Here is a 20,673-nt window from a genome sequence, read left to right as displayed (position 1 = left end):
AGTACATTTAAAAGCTAAAAGCCAAAAGCTAAAAGCCAATCCCCAATAAACGCATAATTCAGGAAATATATGTCTAAATTTCAATTTTTACTGATCTCTGCACTGATTTCCGCAGTTGTGCTGCTATTTGTGGGTAGCCGCGATGGAAATCCCTTTGACTCAGTATTCCCGATCGCTGTCGTCATTGGTTTAGCGATCGTTGCTCAGAAATATTTATCTGAAAAAGTGTGGAGTCGCTTTGCCCGTTGGGTGAATGAGACGACAGGACGCAAAATCTTTTATGTGCGATCGCCAAGGCAAAAAGTTGCCCCAGAGCGCAAACTATTGCCACCGTCTAAATTGCATCGCCTCAAGTAAAAAAAGGCGGCGCAATACGCCGCTCTTTTTTATAAAGTGAAAAAATAAAAGCGGTGCATCGCGCCGCCTTTATTATGTATTTACATAATTAGAGAACTTCCAAATCATGACTAGTTACGCGATCTCTCATCAACCTTTGCGAGTTGGTATTGTTGGGTCTGGCTTTGTTGCCAAATTACGCGCTGAAATATTCAGTCAAGATCCACGTATTACGCTGGTGGCGATCGCAGGTAATCCCGAAAAAACACAGGCGATCGCCCAAGAATTTGCGATTCCCCATGTGCATCAATATTGGTCAGAACTAGTTGTGCGTCCTGATATTGACCTAGTAGTGATCTGTAATGTCAATCGCGATCATGGGGCTGTAGTGGGACAAGCCCTGCGATCGGGTAAGCATGTGATTGTCGAATATCCACTCTCTTTTAATCTGGCTGAAGCCGAGGAATTGGTCAAACTTGCCCAGCAACAGAACTTAATGCTCCATGTCGAACATATTGAACTATTAGGTGGTGTGCATCAACTAGTAATGGAGCATTTATCTAAGGTTGGCAATCCTTTTTATGCTCGATATTCCACTAAAAGTCCACAGCGTCCTGTCCAAGATAAATGGACATACAAACCAGATTTGTTTGGATTTCCCTTAACCGCAGCAGTTTCACGGCTGAATCGAATAATTGTTCTGTTTGGGAAAGTAAAGGCTGTATCTTGTCAGTTGCGCTATAGGGGTGATCATCTACCACGTCATTTTACTTCCTGTGTCTGCAATGCTCAACTTCAGTTTGAGAATGGAGTTCTCGCTGATGTTAGCTATAGTAAAGGTGAAGACTTTTGGCATCCAGAGCGAGTTATGGAGTTACAGGGTAGTCAAGGAGCGCTAATTTTTTCTGGTGATAAGGGGAAATTAGTTACAGCAGATGGAGAAATGGAACTTGATGCAGGAACAACGCGAGGTTTATTTAAGAAGGATACCGAAAATGTTCTCTCGCATCTGTTTACAGGTACGCCGCTCTACACTAACCATGAGAGTATTTTGCATTCTCTTGCGGTTGCTAATGCTGCCGAAAAGTCAGCAGCCACCAATCAAATAGTCACTCTCTAAACATCAATTTTTACTTTATACTGACATTACTTGGTAGTTTCTAAAGTAGGGGCAATCCCCCCGTGGTTGCCCTTCTCGGCTATCCCAATTTTTTCCTTGTTTCCTATCGCCTTTTATGGCGGAAATGGCAGAAGATTTTGCAAATAACAAATAAATCATAGATAATTACTTACAAGCCCAGATCCCCGACTTTTTTTGTAAATTTGCAAATCCCTTTTGCTTGAGTAGAAAAAGTCGGGGATCTCAACCTCCCAAACCCAACCCAGTTTTTGCCTTTTACCTTTTTACTTTTTCCTTGAAATCATGTTGCCATCAGAATTAGAAGAACTTATCGAACAGGCTGCGCGAGAGGAGTGGGAAGAACTCAACTTGGCTGGGCAAGGTATTGAGGTATTACCAGCAGCGATTGGTAACTGTAAAAGCCTAAAAAAATTGGTTTTAGGTAAAATTACGGAATATAGAATTTTAAAAAATCGTCTCCAAACTTTACCAATTGAGTTAGCAAAGCTGCCCAATTTACAATCTCTTGATCTAAGCTCTAATGATATCGACAAAATACCAGAAGTAATAGGACAGTTGTGCAATCTCCAATTCCTTGATCTAAGTAATAACCGCATTAGCCATTTCCCTGAAGCAATCATAAATCTTATTCATCTTCAATCTCTTGACTTAAGGAACAACTCTATCGATGAGATACCAGAATCAATTACTCAATTGAGTAATCTTCAATCTCTTTATTTAAGTTCCAATAAGCTAAGCGAATTCTCTATAATAACAAGGCTGTTTAATCTTCAATTGCTTGATTTAAGTGACAACTGTCTTAGTGATATTCCTAATACAATCATGAAACTGATTAACCTCCAATCTCTCGATCTAAGAAGCAACTATATCAGTCAGATTGCTAACGGAATCACAAAACTATCCAACCTTCAATTTCTTGACCTAAGTTCTAATAAGATAGAGTATTTCCCTAATTCAATCATAGGATTAAAAAGGCTTCAATCCCTTAACTTAAACAACAACAATATCAACAAATTCCCAGAGTCAATTACAAAATTATCAAATCTTAAATCTCTCGACCTAAGGAATAATGGTATCCTCGAATTTCCAGAATCAATCACAAAACTATCAAAACTCCAAGCTCTTGATCTAAGAAGTAATTATATCAGTGAGATCCCAGAATCGATCACACAATTAAATAGTCTTCAATCTCTCCACCTAAGTGACAACCGTCTAAACCGATTTCCTGAATCGATAGCAAGATTAAAGAATCTCCAATCTCTCTACTTAAGCGACAACAATCTCAGTCAAATTCCAGACGTGATTAGTGATCTAGCCAACCTTAAGATCCTTCATCTCAACTCCAATAATCTAAGCTATTTCCCTAGAGCGATCACAGGGTTGGTCAATCTCCAATTTCTTGATCTAGGTGGAGATCAGACTAGACACAACTCTATAAAAGAGATTCCAGAAGAGATATCGAGATTGACAAACCTCCAATTTCTCAATCTCGGCTTTAATAGAATCAGTAATATTCCAGAAGCACTTGCTCAGCTAATCAATCTACAATTCCTTGATCTAAAAAACAATAAAATTATCGAACATTTCCCAGAGGTAATAACAAAGTTACCTGCTCTTGAATCTCTTGAATTACAGGAGAATAAAATAGAGATATTGCCACCATCAATAGCCAAGTTGCTAAAGCTTTCGTATCTAGGTTTAAGTAAAAATCCAATTCAAATCCCACCTTTAGAATTGACAAAAAAAGGCATCACAGCTATTCGAGAGTACTTCCAACAGCTAGAAACTGAAGGCGTAGATTATCTCTATGAAGCAAAACTACTGATTGTGGGAGAAGGCGGTGCTGGCAAAACTTCTCTAGCCAATAAAATCATTAATCCTAATTACCAACTATGCAAAGAAGATACGACCAAAGGAATAGAAGTTTTAAGATGGTCATTCGTTAGAGAGGATGAAAATCGTTTCTTCGTAAATATTTGGGACTTTGGAGGGCAAGAAATTTATCATACGACCCATCAGTTTTTTCTCAGCAAACGTTCTTTATACATCCTTGTTGCCGATAATCGTAAGGAAGATACGGATTTTTACTATTGGCTCAGTATTATAGAATTACTTGGTGAGAATAGTCCAATTTTGATTGTCAAAAATGAAAAGGAAAATCGCAAAAGAGAACTCCCTAGTAATCTACGCAGTGACTTTCGGAGTCTAAAAGAGGACATTCCAACCAACCTTGCAGACAACTACAATTTAGAGAAAATTATTGATGCATGTAAATATCAAATGAACCAACTCCCCCATATTGGTGACCTTCTACCAAAAACATGGGTTAAAGTCCGCACTGCTTTAGAGCAAGATTCGCGAAATTACATTAGCTATATGGACTATATACAAATTTGCGAAGAGAATGGATATAAAGAGGGTACATATAAATTTAAACTAAGTGAATATTTCCATGATCTTGGTATTTGCCTTCATTTTCAAGACGATAAAACTTCACCTCTCTATAAAACTGTCATCCTCAAACCCAAATGGGCAACTGATGCGGCTTATGCTATTCTAGATAGTACAGAGGTAATTGCTAACTTTGGGCGCTTCACTTATAAAGATCTATCTCAAATCTGGAGCAACGAAGAATACAGGGAAATGTATGCTGAACTCTTGGAACTAATGCAAAAATTCCAATTATGCTACAAAATACCTCAAACATTAGACAGTTATATTGCTCCTCAACTCCTTACGAAAACTCAGCCGAACTATCTTTGGGACGAACGAAATAACCTAATTCTTCTCTATACTTATGACTTCATGCCCAAAGGGATTGTTTGCCAGTTCATCGTCTCCATGCACGAGTATATTGAGAAAGATACTGAAAACAAACAAATTGTCTGGCGTAGCGGCGTAATCATCCATAAGCGTGAATATGCTATCACCCGAGCCGAAGTTATTGAAAACTACGGCAAACGTGAAATCAAGATCCGAGTCTCTGGCAAAAACAAGCGCGACTTACTAACAGTCGTTACCCACGAACTCGACAAAATCCACAGTTCTTACACACGCCTCGCCGACAAATTCAAAAAGCTAATCCCCTGCAACTGCAACACCTGTGGAGGCAGTCAAAATCCCCATTTCTACGACTTCGCCAACCTCAAACGCCGCTACGAAAACCGCAAATACACGGTTGAATGTGACATTAGTTATGAATCTGTCAATGTAATAAGCTTAATTGATGATGCTGGCGCAAGGTCAATGCTTTACAAATCTTTTGAAGATGAAAATAAACGATTGGATAACCAACTATCAAATTCAGCATCTGTTAACATTTACGTTAATCAAAATCAAGAGGAAACCGTGAGCAATTCTGAAACCACTTTAAACTTCCACAACTCAGTCGGACAAGTTAACACTGGTAATATAACAGTTGCAGGAGACAACATCGGCACACAGAACAACTATTCTTCCAATCTTTCCCAAGCTGCCAAAGAAATCAAAGAGCTACTCGATCAACTTTCTGAAGAATATAATCCCAACACCGAAAAGGGACAAAATTCTATAAAAAATGAAGCTCTCAAAGTCATCAAAAATGATTCCACACTTCAACAAAAAATAGTTAACGCTCTTAAAGAAGGTAGCGTTACTGCACTAGAAGAAGCCATCAATCATCCAGTTGCAAAAACTGTAATTGCAGCAACCAAAGGCTTTCTAGAAGGTTAGAGATTAAGCTCCCCGACTTTTTTATGAATTTATAGTCCTTTACGATCGCCAAGAAAAAGTTGGAGATCTGGATATTTACTGGTTTGTTGAGCGATCGCCTCTCCGAGAAAAAATTTATCGAATTAATTAAACTTGTTATTGCCCAACTTCCATTAATCGCCAATAGGAGTAGCTAACTCAAGGATGGTTATAGCTAGGTATAGGCACAGAGGATTCAATATTTAATTTTTAAGAATCTCAACGTTTTGCAGCGATCGCCTTGTAATTAAGCTTTACTCAAGATATAGCAAATTTTTAAAGATCTAAGATTATGTTCCAACAAGTTTTATTGGCTGTCGATGGTTCGGGGCGATCGCGCGAAATGATGAACATGCTACTAGCCCTGCCTAGTATGCAAAATTTGCAAGTTAATGTACTGCATGTCATCCCCAATTCAACCAACTCCGAAGCGATTACAGAATATCGTCTTGCGGGTGAAAAGATTGTCGAAAGAGAAGTAAAAAATTTGCGCTTGGCTTCAGGTAATACCACCGTAGCAATGCTCAAAGAAGGTGAGCCTAAAGATGTAGTCTGCAAAATTGCTGAAGATCTAAAGCCAGACCTAATGATCATGGGATCTCGTGGCATGGGGCGCTTGCAAGCTATTTTGGCAAACTCGGTCAGTCAGTATGTTTTCCAATTATCTGACGCACCCATGCTGCTGATCAAGGATGACGTTTACATCAAGACGATTCGGAGTGTGATGGTTTCCGTAGATGGTTCAGCCTCCGCCAATAATTGCCTTGATCTCGCCATTAAACTTGTCAGTGGCGCAAAGGATGTAGAGATTTTCTTAGCAAGGGTAGTCAAGCGCAAAGAGGATGCCAATGCTAACACCGATCCAGTTTTAGTTGAAGCGAGCGCTAAACTGAAGCGGATGAATATTCCAACTCGCACCTTCATCAGTTCTGGTGATGTGGGCAAAGAAATCTGTAAACTCGCCGATGATTCCAATGCTAGTCTCTTGATGATTGGTTCACCCGATCGCCGCCCCTCGATCGCCCGTAGTTTGCCCGACCTCGATCGCTTGTTGGGTTCCTCAGTATCTGACTATGTGCGTGTTAATGCCACAGTTCCCGTACTGCTAACACGCACCATAGAAGCATAAAAAATATTGAAATATGCTGAGAAGAGCAACGCTAAGCGTTGCTCTTCTTTATTTAAGTGCATAATTAAATTTGAGAGCATAATCGGAAACCACGCCCTCAAATTTAGCGTCCTAGCTACCTATGAAATCGTCACAATCGCCACAGCCACCATCACAGCCTAAGTCCCCGAAACCACCTCAGTCCAAGTTGATGACCCAGATCCATCAGCTTACTCAGGTGGTTAATGGTGTTTTAAAAATTAATCCCAAAGAGCGTGTCCCCAAACTAGAAGTACGCCGATCGCAAAAAGATAAACCCGAAATTTATGACTTAGTGGGCGATCGCTACATATTAGGACGCAGTACTGGCAAATGCGATATCGTCGTGCAAACTCCGCTTGTGAGCCAAGTTCATGCACAATTAGTTCGCGATCGCACCCAAAAGAAAGCCCAATTTATTCTGCAAGACCAAGACTCGACTAATGGCATTTATCGTCAAAAGCAGCGCCTTAAGTCCGTGCCACTGCGTCACAAAATGACAATTACTTTAGGACCTCCTGAACTTGCCGAAGCCGCCACAATTCGCTATATTGACCCGCCGCCTTGGTATATTCGCACAGTGCAATATACGGGAATCGGCATTGGCGCGATCGCAGGGATGCTGGTTTTAGCGATCGGCTATGAGCTTAGCCGTGTTCCTGATCTCAAGCCTTTACCCGTGACTCAACAGGGTCCCGTAGAAGTTTTTGCTGGCGACAGTATCAAGCGCCTTGATCCCACGGATATTGCTAATCATACGGAATATGCCAGTCTGGGTGAGTTTGGGAAATTCATTCCGCAAGCGGTAATCGCCTCTGAAGATACCTCCTTCTATTGGAATATTGGTGTTGATCCTGTAGGTGTGGCGAGGGCGATCGTCACCAATGTCCGTAGTCGGGGTGAGCGCTTAGAAGGCGCTAGCACCATCACCCAGCAGTTAGCGAGAAACTTGTTGGGCAAAACCTATGTGGGGACAGATGACTCCGCAGGACGCAAATGGCGTGAGGCGGCGGCGGCGATTAAACTCACATTTACCTATAACAAAGAAGAAATCCTGCGGCTATATCTCAATCGAGCCTATACGGGTTATGGCGTTTATGGCTTTAAGGATGCCGCTAAACTTTATTTTGGCAAAGAAGCTTCAGAATTATCGCTCTCGGAAGCTGCAACCCTAGTCGGGCTGTTACCTTCTCCTGAAACGATTAATCCTTTTAAAAACAAAAACTTAGCGATCGAATATCGCGATCGCATTCTCAATCGCATGGCGGAATTGGGGATGATTACCGATAAAGATGCTGAGCGGGCAAGGCGATCGGTACTAATTCTCAATGAAGCGGCCAAAACTAAGCTGCAAGGCTCGGTTGCGCCTTATTACTACAGCTATGTGTTTGAAGAATTACAAGATATTCTCGGCGATAACTTTGCGCGGGAAGGAAATCTGATTGTAGAGACTAATCTCGATCTCGCCATGCAAAAGGCTTCCGATGATGCTTTACGTGATGCTGTTGCTCGTGATGGCGGCAGCTACGGATTTAGTCAAGGGGCGATCGTGACGGTGAATAGCAGTGACGGTTCGCTCCTAACGATGACAGGTGGTGTTGACTACAGAGCAAGCCAGTTTAACCGTGCTTCCCAAGCCCTACGCCAACCAGGTTCAACTTTTAAATTATTTAGTTATGCTGCGGCGATCGATCGCGGCATTTCCCCTAGCACTACATTTTCCTGTAGCGCCCTCTCAGGGCTTATCGGCTGTCACAATGGCGGTAGCGGTGCGATCGACATGTATCGAGGCTTTGCCCTATCAGAAAACGTCGTCGCAGTGAGGGTTGCCGATAGCGCAGGCTTGGATAATGTGGTGAAAATGGCAAAGAACCTAGGGATAACTGCCAAACTTGATGAATCAAGCAATATGGTTTTAGGGGGTAATGAAGTCAAAATCTTAGAAATGGCTGGAGCCTATGCCACCGTCGTCAATGAAGGTAAGTACATCAAACCCCACGCCATCAAACGTATTCTCGATAGTGCTGACTGTCAAAATCCAAAAGATCGTAGTACCTGTCGCGTTATTTTTGATGCAAATACCTTTATAAAGCCACGTCAGGCGATCGATACTGGTGTCGCTAGCACAATGGTAGATATGATGCGTGGTGTTGTCCAATTTGGTACGGGGCGATCGGCGGCGATTCCTCAAGGTACTGTGGTCGGAAAAACAGGAACCACCGACGAAGGAAGAGATCTTTGGTTTATTGGTGCTGTGCCAAGGCGAAACCTCGTTACAGCCGTTTGGCTTGGTAATGATGAGGGGGTGACCAATGGCTCAAGTGCAGTTGCTGCACAGGTTTGGGGTGAGTATATGCGACAAGCTGTACGCTAAACCAGTAGAGATTATGCTTCGCATAATCTCTACTGGTATAAAAACTTTTGCGAAACTTTTGTCAAAAGCGCTTGACGACTGCCATAGGTGCTGTAGTATTGATTCCGTCTTATGGATTGTACAGAGGCGTTTCGCACCACTGCAATCCTGATACCAATCCAGAAAAATTACGTCTTAATCTCAAGCGACATAGGAGCTATATCTGTGAATAAAGGTGAATTAGTAGATGCGATCGCCGAAAAGGTATCCGTATCCAAGAAAAATATTGAAGTGATCGTTACTGCGGCCCTCGAATCAATTGTTGATGCCGTGGCTGAAGGCGATCGCGTTACTTTAGTTGGCTTTGGTTCATTCGAGCCACGCGATCGCCAAGAGCGCGAAGGTCGCAACCCTCGCACTGGCGAAAAAATGGTGATTGCTGCTACCCGCGTTCCTGCTTTTTCGGCTGGTAAGCAATTCAAAGAAAAAGTTGTTGAGTAATGCGTTTTCACGCAATCATCTAAAAATGAGAGGCAGCGCGATGCGCTGCCTCTCATTTTTAGAATTCAAAATCTAGAAATGGCGCTTTGCGTCATCTTTAGATTTTGGATTGTTTGTATTTCCAAATGATGCCTGAAAGTGAATTTGTAAGGATATGAGCAATGATGGCTGATAACAGATTACCTGTATACATTGTGACTGCACCAAGCATCATACCAACTGCGATCGCCCAAACCGTATAGGACAAATGCTTAGTACTCGCCATATGTAAGGCTCCAAACACAACACTAGTAATAATCAAAGCAATTCCATTCATCCCAAGTGCTGGTAAAGCCACCCCCCGAAATAGCATTTCTTCGCTTAATCCAGGTAATAAGCCCAGCCAAATTAGATCGATTGGTTCTAAGGGTTTAAGTACCATTTCTAGATATTCTTGAGCCGCAATACGGTAACTTTCCCATATTTCATAAATTAAACTGCTAAGTAGAGCTACACCTATCCCTATTCCTGCACCGATCGCGGCATGTTCGGGCTGCCAATTTAACGGAATCATAGGAATACCCGTTAAGTAAACCCAACCCTTGGAGATTCCCAAAAAGATGATCGCCGTTACTGCCATCGCAATGAGTACCTGCGATCGCGAAAGAGTTTGATCTTTTTTGTCGGGAGTTGGTTGAGGTGCTTGTGAAAATAGAGACATGGTAGAGACTTGGTGGATTTAACTAAAGGTTGGGAAGTTGATAATTCTTGTTGTTTTAGAGAGAAGAATTTAGGGAAGAGAATTTTAATCAATAGCTGCAAAGACTGAAATCAAACGTTCTATATCAGCAATAGAAGTCAAGTAATGAACTGAAGCCCTTAAACAATCAGGATCGGGAAGCGCACGGATCAAGATTTGATGTTCTGATTCCAAATGTTTGGCAATTAATGCATGGGACTTTTGGGCGATCGCACTCTGAGATGTGCTTGGGATTAATTCCTGATTAACTTTAAAGGAAATGAGTCCCGACTCTGGAGGTAGTTGCCTTATACAATCAATATGGGGCAAAGCATTCAGTCGTTCCCATACAATTTTACTCAGTTGACAAATGCGCTGATAGCGTTGCAGTTGTGTTCCCCAACCATTTGCATGGACAATCGCAATTCGCATTGACTCATAGAGTGCATAGGTCGAGCTAGCCACCTCAAACTTTGCCCCATCTTGTCGCCACTGAGGAATAGGAAGCTTGCCTGTGAGTCCGCGCCAACCCACAAATACTGGTTCGATCACCTCAAAAACCTCTGGGCGAATATACAAAGCACCCAAACCTAGGGGCGCACACCACCATTTATGGGTAGTAAAAGCATAAAAATCCGCCGCAATATCCGCCAGATTTAAGGGCAATACACCCACTGACTGCGCGGCATCAACGGCAACCAACACATTTTGAGCATGGCAAGCCTTAGTGATCGCCTTTAATGGCAAAACTTGTCCTGTATTCCAGCAAATATGACTGAGCATCACCATCCGCGTTTGGGGTTGCAAATGCTGAACTAATAATTCCACGACTGTTTCACTATCTTTCCCTTCAGCGCTAGCATTGCGAGTATTAGTCAAGGGGAAATAGTCAATTTCGATACCAAAGCGTTTCTGAATTTGGATAGCCGCCGCAATAATTCCAGGGTGTTCGCAGTCTGAGAGCAATAAGTGATCGCCTTGCTGCCAATCCACCGCCCAAAGAGCAATATTGCAGCCAATAGTTGTATTTTCGGTGAGGGTAATCGTGGTGGGGCTGACTTGAAATTCTTGGGCGATCGCGTTTTTTGTAGCATTATATTCAGATACCATCCAATCCCCAGCCGCATTAGAAAAGCTACCCAGTGACTCGATATGACGAAAGTTTTTGTTGATCGCATCTAGGGCTGCCCCACACATAACCCCCTGTCCGCCATAGTTAAAGTAAGTACGATTTTCAACTCCTAAAGCAGGAAAATGCGATCGATGCGCTAATAGGTCTTCTTCGCGATCGCGCTCCAAAGTGTCAGAATCCAAACTATCAGAAAGTCCTGCTGAAGAAATCAAAACCAACTCCTACAAAATATTCAGCTATTTCCTATTCTATAGCTACTTGCAGCCAAGTAAAAATAAGGCAAGTTATGCAAAAAAAACAAAATGGCTATGCCATTTTGTTTTTAAAACCCTTACGGGGTTTGCTTTTTTAATTCATGTTCAGAGATGACGCTAGAATATCAATGTTGTCTTTCAGTTACAACTCCATGATTGCCACCATTCAGCGCCATTACAGTCTCGATGAATATCGCGCGATCGCCGATACCGCTGAAGAAAAATGTGAATACCACGATGGAGAAATTATTGCAATGACTGGTGGAACTGTTAAACATAGCCGTATTGGTGGAAATGTTTTTGCTCTCCTCAAATTTTTGCTGCGAGACACGAACTTTGAAGCAATTAACAATGATTTACGGCTGTGGATTCCTGATTATCGGCGTGGCGTATATCCTGATGCGATGGTTTTTGATGGGGCTTTACAATTTAATGGTGATCGCGAGGATGAAGTTTTAAATCCTGTTCTAATTGTAGAAGTGCTTTCGCCATCGACGGAGGAATACGATCGCACAGATAAGTTTCGGATGTATCGGTCTATTCCCAGTTTCTGTGAATATCTCTTAATTCGCCAAAACAAAATTTTTGTGGAACGCTATAGTAAGCAAGCACAAGTCTGGACATACAGCGATTTTGATAGTTTAGATCAGTCGATTTTGTTAGAGTCCCTAAATACTGAATTAGCGATCGCAGAAATCTATCGAAACATTGAGTTTTCAATGTAAATAGGGCATTATTTTAGAGATCGCTCTTACAGAGAAAAAGTTATGGCATCTGATTTTAAACATTTGAGCGTGAAACCCTTAGTCAAAAACTTGAGATTTCTACCCTTGGCTCTCGTCGGGCTAGCTGCGTTTGTCCTTAACACCAATCCCGATATGCATCCTTATCTGCAAATTTCCATAGTATTACTAGAGGCAAAATTGGGAATCCTCATAGTATATTTACTAGCTAAGAAGATTTCCAAGCCTGTAAGATAAGCCTGTAGTTATACATTAACCAAGTTTTAAGAGGGAGATAGTAATGAAGACCAGAACTAATGCAATTCTTTGGTGTTTCTTTCTAGGAGCATTTGGAGCGCACAAATTTTATCTAGGGCAATCTGGTTGGGGAATCGTTTACCTACTGTTTTGCTGGACAGGCATCCCTTCTCTTGCTGCTTTTATTGAGTTTATTATGCTGTTGTTAATGGCTGATGCTGAATTTAACCGTAGATTTAACGGTGGGGCAAATACAGCTACAGCATCCGTCAAAGATTCGACTTCAGCCCTTGGGGATCTGAAAAAACTTTATGATGACGGTATAATCACGGCTGAAGAGTACGAAGAAAAACGAAAAAAGCTACTTAAGAATATTTAGCTTTCAGAATTGGGGATTAGCGATTAGCTTTTGTTAGTCATAAGCTAATCGCTAATCGCTAAGAGCTAGTCAATACATAAACAGTAATCACTTTAATTGCTATGTCTCAACCTTCATGGTTTGATCAAACACCATCTTGGGTTTGGTGGTCTTTTGTACCAGCATTGGGTGGTGGCGCGATCGCCTACGCTGGCGTAAAGTCTGGCTCTAATATTTGGATTGGGATCGGTGCATGTTTCGTCACGGCTGGAATTATTTTCTACTCATCCCCATATCTTTCTGGCTTTGCGACAATTGTTTGGTTTGCTCAAATTGCGACAGCCTTTGCGCTCAAACGTGAATACTTAACCAAGACTTATCCAAAACATTTAGCATTACCTGAAGATGAAAAACTATTTAAGGCGATCGCTGCTACCCGTCCCAAAATTGAGTTTAATGGCTGCTCTAAGAATGACTTAGTTAACGTTTTAGGATTACCGATCGTTTACGCCAATGATATTGACTCATTAAGGGCAGAAGGGCATATCTTCACTAGTCTCGAAGAACTCCACGACATTCTCGAAATCCCTAACTCAACTCTGCAAAAAATCGCGCCAATGGTAACCTTTGGCTATGACTACCGCCAAGAGACAAGTTATTCATGGAAGCGAGTTAACTCCATGACTGCGGATGATTTGATAGCGATTGGGATAGAACCCAACGTAGCGATCGCGATCGCCCAAGAGCGACAACGACGAGGTGAATTCAAATCGATTATGGATGTCAAAAAGCGTACTGGCATTCCCTTTAGTGCATATCGCCAACTCACTTAAAACTTACTTAAATAGATTAGGAGCGGTGCTTTGCGCCGCTCCTAATTATTAGAGGCTTATCTATGTTAATTTTTAGAGCATCTTTGAAAGAGAATTTAGCCAAGCATCAACTATGGTTAGAGAGTCATGGCGAGAAAGGACAAAGATTTAGTGCGGCTGGAGCTAATTTAGAGAAAGCGGATCTCAGTGGAGCTAATCTGCGTAAAGCTAATCTCAGTGGCTCTAACCTCAGTGAAGTCAATCTCAGCAATGCTAATCTCACTGAAGCAACTTTATTTGGCACAAAGTTGAGCGGTGCAAATCTCAATGCAGCGAATCTGAGCGGTGCATCCTTGAGTGGTGCTGAACTTCAAAATGCAACGCTCCAGAATGCCGATTTGACTGATGTACTTCTTTGTGAGGCGGATCTGAGTAATGCCAATTTAAGCAATGCTAATTTACACAAAGCTAATCTCAGCCTCGGTATACCAGAATTTGTCAAAGCAAAAAATATTCAGGCGATCTTGTCAGGAAACGCCATTCCTTTTGTGAATGCCAACCAAACCAATCTCAAAGAAGCAAATCTCAGTGGTGCGAATCTCAGTGAAGCAAATCTGGATTTTGCAAATCTTTTTGAAGCAAATCTTAGTGGTGCGAATTTGCAGCAGGCAAAATTATTTGCCGTAAATCTCAGTAAGGCGAATCTCTCTAAGGCAAATCTTGAGGGTGCTGATCTCTTCCGATCGCTAGCTTTAGGAACTGACTTTAGTTCCGCAAATCTCACGGGGGCATGTATTGAGGAATGGATTATTGATGGCGATACCAAGTTGGATGATGTGATCTGTGATTCTATCTATTTAAAGCATCTCCTGAGAAGCTTGCCTGATTACATTCTCAGAAAATATAGCGATCGCCGTCCATTTAATCCTAAGGCGAAATTTGCTCAAGGTGATTTTGTTAAATTAGTGAGCAAAGTCAATCAAGGTTCAGAATTAGAGAAGCATGGTTCTGTGGTTTTACAAGAACATATTCTCTTTGAAGAATTACATCAAATTTTTGAACAGCTTTCTGAGCAATATTTACAACGCTATGTTGATGCATCGGAAAGCGATCGCCTAACCATCCTCAAATTAGAAATTCGCTATCAAGCTAAAAATAATCTTGCTTTTAGTGAACGTTTATTAGAGGCGATTAATTTACCAAGTCAATCATTAATGGATCTGTTACAAAATAATTCTTTTGTAACCGTGTCTCCTCAAGTCATCGCAACTTTCTTGTAGCATAACCAGAAAGTGCAGTGTTTTGCGCTTTCTTGAAACCCAGAGAAATCTTAAAAAAGCTTGCGAAGCAAGCTTTTTTAAGATTTCTCTGGAATACATAGAACCTAGAAAGTAAAGGCGGCGTATATCGCTGCCTTTACTTTCTAGGTTCTATGACCTAACTTTACTGACAGCTATATACAGATTTAATAAATAGAATGGCAACTTGGCAAGCAATAGTGTCGTTGATTACCTTTATCAGCGTGATCGTTCTACTGATTACTGAATGGCTACATTTTACGATCGCCGCTTTTTTGGGCGCTCTCATTCTGATAGTCATGAATGTGATGACCATGCCCGAAGCCCTTGGATATATTGGTAAAAGTCATGGGACTTTGGGGCTTTTCTTTGGAGTGATGGTGATGGTACGCGCCTTTCAACCCACTAAAGTTTTTGAGTATCTTGCCACGCAGATGGTGATCTTGGCTAAAGGAAGAGGCGATCGCTTGTTATTGGGCATAGTTGCCATTACTACTCCAATCTGTGCAGTTCTTCCTAATGCCACAACTGTAATGTTACTAGCACCACTCATTCCGCCAATGGCTGAAGAAATTGGGGTGGATTTTGTACCATTGTTAATTTTGATGGTGTTTGTGGCAAATAGCTCAGGCTTATTAACTATTGTGGGTGATCCCGCAACTTATATTGTCGGTGATGCGATCAATATGAGTTTTGTCGATTATTTACTCAAACTCAGTCTCGGTGGGGCGCTTGCTGTTGGCGTGATTGTTGCCATACTGCCATTTCTATTTCGCAAAATTTGGAACAAAAAGTTAGAAAACCTTGAGCGTCTTCCTCATCCTACAATCAATCACCCTCGTACTCTGATCGTTGGTGCAATCATCACTGCTTTTGTGCTGCTATTTTTTGTAATTGGTGAATCATTACCAATTCCTGTACCTCCAGCAACCATAGCCTTACTAGGCTCAGCCCTTGCATTGATGTTAGCGCACCATAGCAAAATTGACACTGTGCAGCATATTTTGAGGGATGTGGATTGGAGTACTTTAATTTTCTTTATGTGTATTTTTGTGCTGATTGGAGGACTAGAAAAAACAGGTGTAATCAGCAGTATGTCAGGGTTCTTGGGAGTGCTTTTAGGAAAAAATATTGCCCTTGGTTCGATTATTCTGATCTTTTTTGTAGGATTAATTTCCAGCGTTGTCCCGAATATTCCTCTCGTGGTGGCGATGGTTCCCTTACTCAAGCAATATGTGGTTAATGTCGGTTTAGCTGGTTCAGAGATTATCTCTCCAGATTTTGCAGGACAATTACCAGCGATCGTTTTACCTCTGTTTTACGCGATGATGTACGGTGCAACCCTTGGCGGAAATGGAACTTTAGTAGGAGCCTCGGCAAATATTGTTGCCGCAGGTGTTGCTGAGCAGCATGGGCGGAGAATATCATTTAAGACATTTTTGCGTTATGGCATCCCTGTAATGATTCTGCAACTTGTAGTTGCGGCGCTCTATGTCACCTTGCGATTTTTGATTTTTTGATGACCAATATAAATGAAGGCTGCGCGAAGCGCAGCCTTCATTTATATTGCTATAAAGGATAGATTTTAATTGGGAGTAATCGCATGAGAGCTTGTCCAAGGCGATAAGCCTGCGTATCGTACATTGGTAACTCGATCGCCGCAGGGAGACTTTGCATAAAGCGCCGCGCTATCTCCAGATCGCAACCTGAAATATTTTTAAGCTTATTGCCCGCATCCAGCAAGACACTGGAATTGAGGGGTGGTTTAGCGCGTAACTGCCAACGCTTTGGTAAATGGAGATTACCTAATTCAATACGTCTCAGCCCTGAAATTGAAGCTAATAACGTCAGGCGATCGCCTACTTTCATTACTTCATCATCGGATGGCATATAGAACTCACTATGTCCATCAGCTTTAGGGGCGCTAGTTTTGAGATAAACTGGCACAACGATATAGCCATAGGCAATTTGCGAAAGATTTTTGCCGATTAATGTGTCATTCTCGGAAATGATATATTCCGCAACTAAAACTGTGCGCTGATTGAGGCGAAATAGACTTAGCATGTTTTCGCCAAATGCTGCTCCCGCAAAAGCTTCAGCAGAGAGGGCATAGGCACAAAAAGATTGAGAACTGGGCAGAAGTTCTGCTAGGTTTTCACTGAAATAGCGATCGTAGGTACGAATAGCGAGATTCATTTGGCGATTAATTCTTTTGGCTGCATCACGGGCTAGCAAAGCAGTTTCGAGATTGAGCATCTGATCGTCGGTGACCGAGAGAATACTCTTGGCTGTAGCCAAATTTGTTTTTGATAACTCTTCGATAATATTGCCAGTGAACCAAGGTACTTTGTCCGCCAGATCACAGTCGTGGGGATTTTCACTAACGATCACAAAGGGAAGTTGTAACTTGAATAGAATATCCGCAATTCTCTGACCCAGCCGACCAAATCCAATCAGAATAATATGATCGCGTCTGGGAATAGGTAGCGATCGCTTAAAAAACTCAAATTTGGAACTGAGAATGCTATCGGCAATCAATCCGACTACACCTAAAACAAATAGTAGACTGATCAAGGTAATGGATAAGCAAAATATCACCACCCACAAAGGTACTTGGTCTTCGCTCAGTCCTCCAAATACATCCCCAAATCCTCCTAACAACAAGATCATGCTTGCCGAAACAGCCTTTTGCCATGAAATATTCGGCACATTAAAGAATAAAACTACTGAGCTAATTCCCCATAGGGTAATTGCAGTTATCACGCCCCATAGAATGAGACGACGCGATCGCACCGCTTGAAACCAAGAGCTAATCTGATGCCATTTCGATTTCCAAAATGCGGAACCTGTAATTTTGAGCAACAGTTGATCAATTCTTTGCAAAGCTGAAGAACTGGGCTGAATAGAAGGAAAATCAGTTAGTTGAGCAAGTCGGCTAGGCGTGGAGAAATCATTTTCCACAAATTCAATGAAGGCAACTCGATCGTCAACATGGATAATCGTATCAGGTTCCCATTGAAAGAAGAGGCGATCGGAGTTATGGTCAGTGACACTCAACAGGCGAGAATATTTTTTATGTAGGAGATAGGCAGGTGTTCTCAAAAAACGATAATCATTTGGTTCTACTAAACGTTCCACTACCCTTAATTTGCGATCGCCAAGTTGAAATAAGCCTAATGTGCCTCCGCCTAAACCTGCCACCGCAAAGGAAGCCGCAGGGAGATCTACAGGATCAAGGGCGACAAAGTTTCCTAATTGATCTTTTAGTAACTGATTGAGATTTTGACGGGAGGAGCGAACGACAATATGCACATTGGGATTAAGGCGACGGGCGGCGATCGCGGTTTCGATGTTCACATTCTCGTTACTGGTGACTAGCAAAATCGCTCGACAGTTATGGATTCCTGCTTTGGTCAAGATTTCAGAGCGCCGACAATCTCCTAAAATTATGGATTGATCAAGGAATTCTGAGAAGTTATCAAACTCCATAATTTCTGGCTGGACTTTATCGATCGCACAAATTTTTACTTCATATTCGCGATAGGCAAATTTCTTTAAGTTAAAGACTGAATGCTGTCCTAGACTTCCTAAGCCACAAACGATGAAGCGATCGCATACACTTTCACTCTCTGCGTTTAGATTAGTTCCTGAATTGGTAGTTGGCTTTGTATTTTCTTTTTCTTTGTTGTTTATGGCTAGATGATCTTGATCAAATTCTATAGTTTCGATCCATTGTGGTAAGGGCTGCCCAAACCAGAATGCATAAATTCGTGCAGTCTTGAAATTATGATGGTCAAAGCCATGACAACATGTGGCGATCGCTTCTACTAGCACTTGGCGATCGCCAAAATAAGTAGACTCTAATAGAATATGTAACTCTTGAGGCTTTTGTCTGACTGTGACATTTACTTTGATTTCTAGGTCAAGTAAGCAATTTTTAATTTGTACAGCAAGCGATCGCATTCTTTATTCACGTTCTCAAACTAGTAAATTTGCAAAACTTTAATCTTAAACCATGAACATTAATAGCAGGTTATCTTAGCTCTTTACGTTACTAGAGTTTCAAACGAGAATTTTGGATCTGATGATTCTTAGATGGGATTGTTTTGTTTTCTGCGGTGGCAACTTCTAGCCATGCGGTTTTAGCTAGAATTACTTCATGGAGTGCTTGATGTGGAGTTTGGGCGATCGCTGAGCAATATTTCAAGTCAGGAATATCGGCAATATAGGCTTCGTCTTCTTCGCTGTAGAAAATATCGATGTGATAATCTTTCATAGTTACAGTCCTAGCTCTTGAGCGTTTACCCATTCACTTCTAGAGCTGCTCATGACCTCTTTGAGTGAGTCGATATATCCATGGATGGAGTTTAGATAAATAGTCTCTTCGATCGCTGTCCAGTCTTCTTTTGAAATCACAACCACGTCATTTTCTGAGCCTTTAATCATGACGGGTTTATGGTTTGTGCTGACTTGATTAATCAAGTTATTAAAGTTTTCCGTAGCTTCTTGAAGTAGTAGGTAATCCATTGTATTCCTCAATTTAATTAATTTGATTGCGAATCATGCGATTGACAAAGCTGAGATAGTCATCGATCGCTGCAAAATCATCTAGTTCTTGTTCTTCCGTTTCAGTGAGTGGGGTTTCTTCTCGTTTGTCGAGTAGGTTCTCGATACGTTCTTGGATGTTTTGTGATGCGCGAAAGATCATTACTCCGTCCTGTAGTGTTATAGCGATCGCGCCATCAAGGGGGAGATTTTTGGGTAATGTGGTAAGTGGTGTAATTAACGATGTTGTCATTGTATTTTCCTTGTAGTTTATGACTGGTTATGACGCTTTTTCACGGCTTCATAGATGCTGCGTGACATTTCAATAGGGATTCCAGCAAGCGGAAATAGAGCTTTTACCCATTCAATGCCACCCGCAAGAATTACTTTAATCAAGTCAGGTGTGGATTCAATCCGTTCTAGAAATTTGTGAATGAAGTCCTGTTTTTGTATTTCAGTAGTAGTGGGATAGGTTTGGGCAAGCTGATTTAAAATGGCTTGAATCTTTTGAGCAGCTATGGCAAGGTCTTGTTCGGTTATATTTATATTTTGCTGAAATTTGATATTGCTATTTTCAGCAGCATAGTTAACTCCAATGGTTGCATTGTTTTGGTTGAAGTTGATGATTGGTTGTTTGTCAGTCATGATGGTTAGTCCTTGTTTTGGTTCACATTTTGTTGAAATTGAATGTTGCTATTTTCAGCAGCATAGTTGACACCGATGGTTGAGTGGCTTTGGTCAATATAGTTATTGACTACGGTTGTTCCTTGTCTGGATAAGCGAAGATTTTCAGCCTTTTGTATTTCTGAATCAGAATGACAGGCGATTTCATAGTTGTAAAACTGACAACGAAACTGAATGGAAGCGATTGCCCATGATGCTTGTTCACCTACTTCGGTTGGAAGCAGTTTAACTAAATCAGGAAGATAACAAACCATATCATTATGTTCAATTTTCGCAAGGACTATTGCTACCCTATTACGAAAACATTCATCTGTATGATCATAGTTATTGATATTCTGCAAAATTGAAATTAGTTCTGAAGCTATCGTCAAATTCCCTAAAGAAGCAAAAGAAATGAGATCATCCATAACCTTTGCTTGTAATGGTTCTTTTAGTAATTCAAGTAAAGATGGAACTGCATCTTGCTTTCCAAAACTCACTAATGGAATAGCTGCAAATTTGTTCCCTTTGCCTAATAATTTATACAATGATTTCACAACATATTCATTATTAAATTTGCTAAGAGCTTCTGCTATAGGTATTAGGTAAAGAATCAGGTAAGAAATTGACAAAAGAGTCAAAGTGGTTAAAGTAAAGGGATGAAAGAACCACCACAATATGAACGAGAAGCACTAGAAAACATGCC

Annotated in this window: 20 protein-coding genes; 12 read left to right on the top strand and 8 right to left on the bottom strand. The window is 41.4% G+C overall.

Translation table 11 applies throughout. The features are described from left to right. Positions 1-69: 69 nt before the first annotated feature. From H6G05_RS00100 to H6G05_RS00075, 6 genes are all read left to right on the top strand, one after another. Positions 70-357, top strand: a complete 288-nt coding sequence (locus tag H6G05_RS00100) for a hypothetical protein (protein WP_190575222.1) — start codon at positions 70-72, stop codon at positions 355-357. A 106-nt stretch (positions 358-463) separates the two neighbouring features. After that, entirely contained in the window at positions 464-1,456 is a 993-nt protein-coding gene (locus tag H6G05_RS00095) for a Gfo/Idh/MocA family protein (protein ID WP_190575221.1), read from the top strand. Positions 1,457-1,759: 303 nt separating this feature from the next. Beyond that, positions 1,760-5,188 carry a leucine-rich repeat domain-containing protein gene (locus H6G05_RS00090; RefSeq protein WP_190575220.1) on the top strand — a complete coding sequence of 1,143 codons (3,429 nt, stop codon included), beginning with the start codon at positions 1,760-1,762 and terminating at the stop codon, positions 5,186-5,188. Positions 5,189-5,498: 310 nt separating this feature from the next. Then, complete coding sequence (locus tag H6G05_RS00085) at positions 5,499-6,335, top strand: universal stress protein (RefSeq protein ID WP_190575218.1); 837 nt, start codon at positions 5,499-5,501, stop codon at positions 6,333-6,335. Between the two features lie 121 nt (positions 6,336-6,456). Continuing rightward, complete coding sequence (locus H6G05_RS00080) at positions 6,457-8,727, top strand: transglycosylase domain-containing protein (RefSeq protein WP_190575216.1); 2,271 nt, start codon at positions 6,457-6,459, stop codon at positions 8,725-8,727. 204 nt (positions 8,728-8,931) lie between these two features. Beyond that, on the top strand, positions 8,932-9,207 hold the full coding sequence (locus H6G05_RS00075) for an HU family DNA-binding protein (RefSeq protein WP_094531843.1): 276 nt from the start codon (positions 8,932-8,934) through the stop codon (positions 9,205-9,207). A gap of 97 nt (positions 9,208-9,304) precedes the next feature. Here the strand turns inward: H6G05_RS00075 and H6G05_RS00070 are convergent, their stop codons facing one another. Together H6G05_RS00070 and H6G05_RS00065 are read right to left on the bottom strand one after the other, a co-directional pair. After that, positions 9,305-9,907, bottom strand: a complete 603-nt coding sequence (locus H6G05_RS00070; protein ID WP_190575214.1) for a CPBP family intramembrane glutamic endopeptidase — start codon at positions 9,905-9,907, stop codon at positions 9,305-9,307. 84 nt (positions 9,908-9,991) lie between these two features. Beyond that, on the bottom strand, positions 9,992-11,269 hold the full coding sequence (locus H6G05_RS00065; RefSeq protein ID WP_190575212.1) for an aminotransferase class V-fold PLP-dependent enzyme: 1,278 nt from the start codon (positions 11,267-11,269) through the stop codon (positions 9,992-9,994). Between the two features lie 194 nt (positions 11,270-11,463). On the opposite strand from H6G05_RS00065, the gene H6G05_RS00060 reads away from it, so the two are divergent. The 6 genes from H6G05_RS00060 to H6G05_RS00035 all read left to right on the top strand — a co-directional run bounded on the left by H6G05_RS00060 (position 11,464) and on the right by H6G05_RS00035 (position 16,279). Next, positions 11,464-12,036 carry a Uma2 family endonuclease gene (locus H6G05_RS00060; RefSeq protein ID WP_190575210.1) on the top strand — a complete coding sequence of 191 codons (573 nt, stop codon included), beginning with the start codon at positions 11,464-11,466 and terminating at the stop codon, positions 12,034-12,036. Between the two features lie 42 nt (positions 12,037-12,078). Continuing rightward, positions 12,079-12,291 (top strand): hypothetical protein, encoded by a 213-nt coding sequence (locus tag H6G05_RS00055; protein ID WP_190575208.1) that lies wholly within the window; start codon positions 12,079-12,081, stop codon positions 12,289-12,291. A gap of 43 nt (positions 12,292-12,334) precedes the next feature. Next, positions 12,335-12,670 (top strand): NINE protein, encoded by a 336-nt coding sequence (locus tag H6G05_RS00050; RefSeq protein WP_190575206.1) that lies wholly within the window; start codon positions 12,335-12,337, stop codon positions 12,668-12,670. Between the two features lie 101 nt (positions 12,671-12,771). After that, positions 12,772-13,482 carry a helix-hairpin-helix domain-containing protein gene (locus H6G05_RS00045; RefSeq protein WP_190575204.1) on the top strand — a complete coding sequence of 237 codons (711 nt, stop codon included), beginning with the start codon at positions 12,772-12,774 and terminating at the stop codon, positions 13,480-13,482. A gap of 62 nt (positions 13,483-13,544) precedes the next feature. Next, positions 13,545-14,741, top strand: coding sequence for a pentapeptide repeat-containing protein (locus H6G05_RS00040; RefSeq protein WP_190575202.1), 1,197 nt, complete (start codon positions 13,545-13,547; stop codon positions 14,739-14,741). 197 nt (positions 14,742-14,938) lie between these two features. Next, positions 14,939-16,279, top strand: a complete 1,341-nt coding sequence (locus H6G05_RS00035) for an ArsB/NhaD family transporter (protein ID WP_190575201.1) — start codon at positions 14,939-14,941, stop codon at positions 16,277-16,279. A gap of 49 nt (positions 16,280-16,328) precedes the next feature. On the opposite strand, the gene H6G05_RS00030 is transcribed toward H6G05_RS00035, so the two are convergent. The 6 genes from H6G05_RS00030 to H6G05_RS00005 form a co-directional block, all read right to left on the bottom strand. Further along, positions 16,329-18,722, bottom strand: a complete 2,394-nt coding sequence (locus H6G05_RS00030; RefSeq protein WP_190575200.1) for an NAD-binding protein — start codon at positions 18,720-18,722, stop codon at positions 16,329-16,331. Between the two features lie 91 nt (positions 18,723-18,813). Further along, positions 18,814-19,035, bottom strand: coding sequence for a type II toxin-antitoxin system HicB family antitoxin (locus H6G05_RS00025; RefSeq protein WP_190575198.1), 222 nt, complete (start codon positions 19,033-19,035; stop codon positions 18,814-18,816). A 2-nt stretch (positions 19,036-19,037) separates the two neighbouring features. Further along, the gene (locus tag H6G05_RS00020; RefSeq protein WP_190575196.1) at positions 19,038-19,286 is read right to left on the bottom strand and encodes a type II toxin-antitoxin system Phd/YefM family antitoxin; all 249 of its coding nucleotides are present in this window, start codon (positions 19,284-19,286) and stop codon (positions 19,038-19,040) included. A gap of 13 nt (positions 19,287-19,299) precedes the next feature. Beyond that, positions 19,300-19,557 carry a hypothetical protein gene (locus H6G05_RS00015; protein ID WP_190575194.1) on the bottom strand — a complete coding sequence of 86 codons (258 nt, stop codon included), beginning with the start codon at positions 19,555-19,557 and terminating at the stop codon, positions 19,300-19,302. Positions 19,558-19,574: 17 nt separating this feature from the next. Then, positions 19,575-19,949 (bottom strand): hypothetical protein, encoded by a 375-nt coding sequence (locus tag H6G05_RS00010; RefSeq protein ID WP_190575193.1) that lies wholly within the window; start codon positions 19,947-19,949, stop codon positions 19,575-19,577. A gap of 5 nt (positions 19,950-19,954) precedes the next feature. Continuing rightward, positions 19,955-20,599, bottom strand: coding sequence for a hypothetical protein (locus H6G05_RS00005; RefSeq protein WP_190575192.1), 645 nt, complete (start codon positions 20,597-20,599; stop codon positions 19,955-19,957). Positions 20,600-20,673: the final 74 nt, after the last annotated feature.

Origin of the sequence: Phormidium tenue FACHB-1050 (assembly GCF_014696925.1) — a bacterium.
Lineage (GTDB): Bacteria > Cyanobacteriota > Cyanobacteriia > Pseudanabaenales > Pseudanabaenaceae > Pseudanabaena.
Note: the sequence above shows the minus strand (reverse complement) of the source record. Positions and strands in the feature narration are given on the sequence as shown.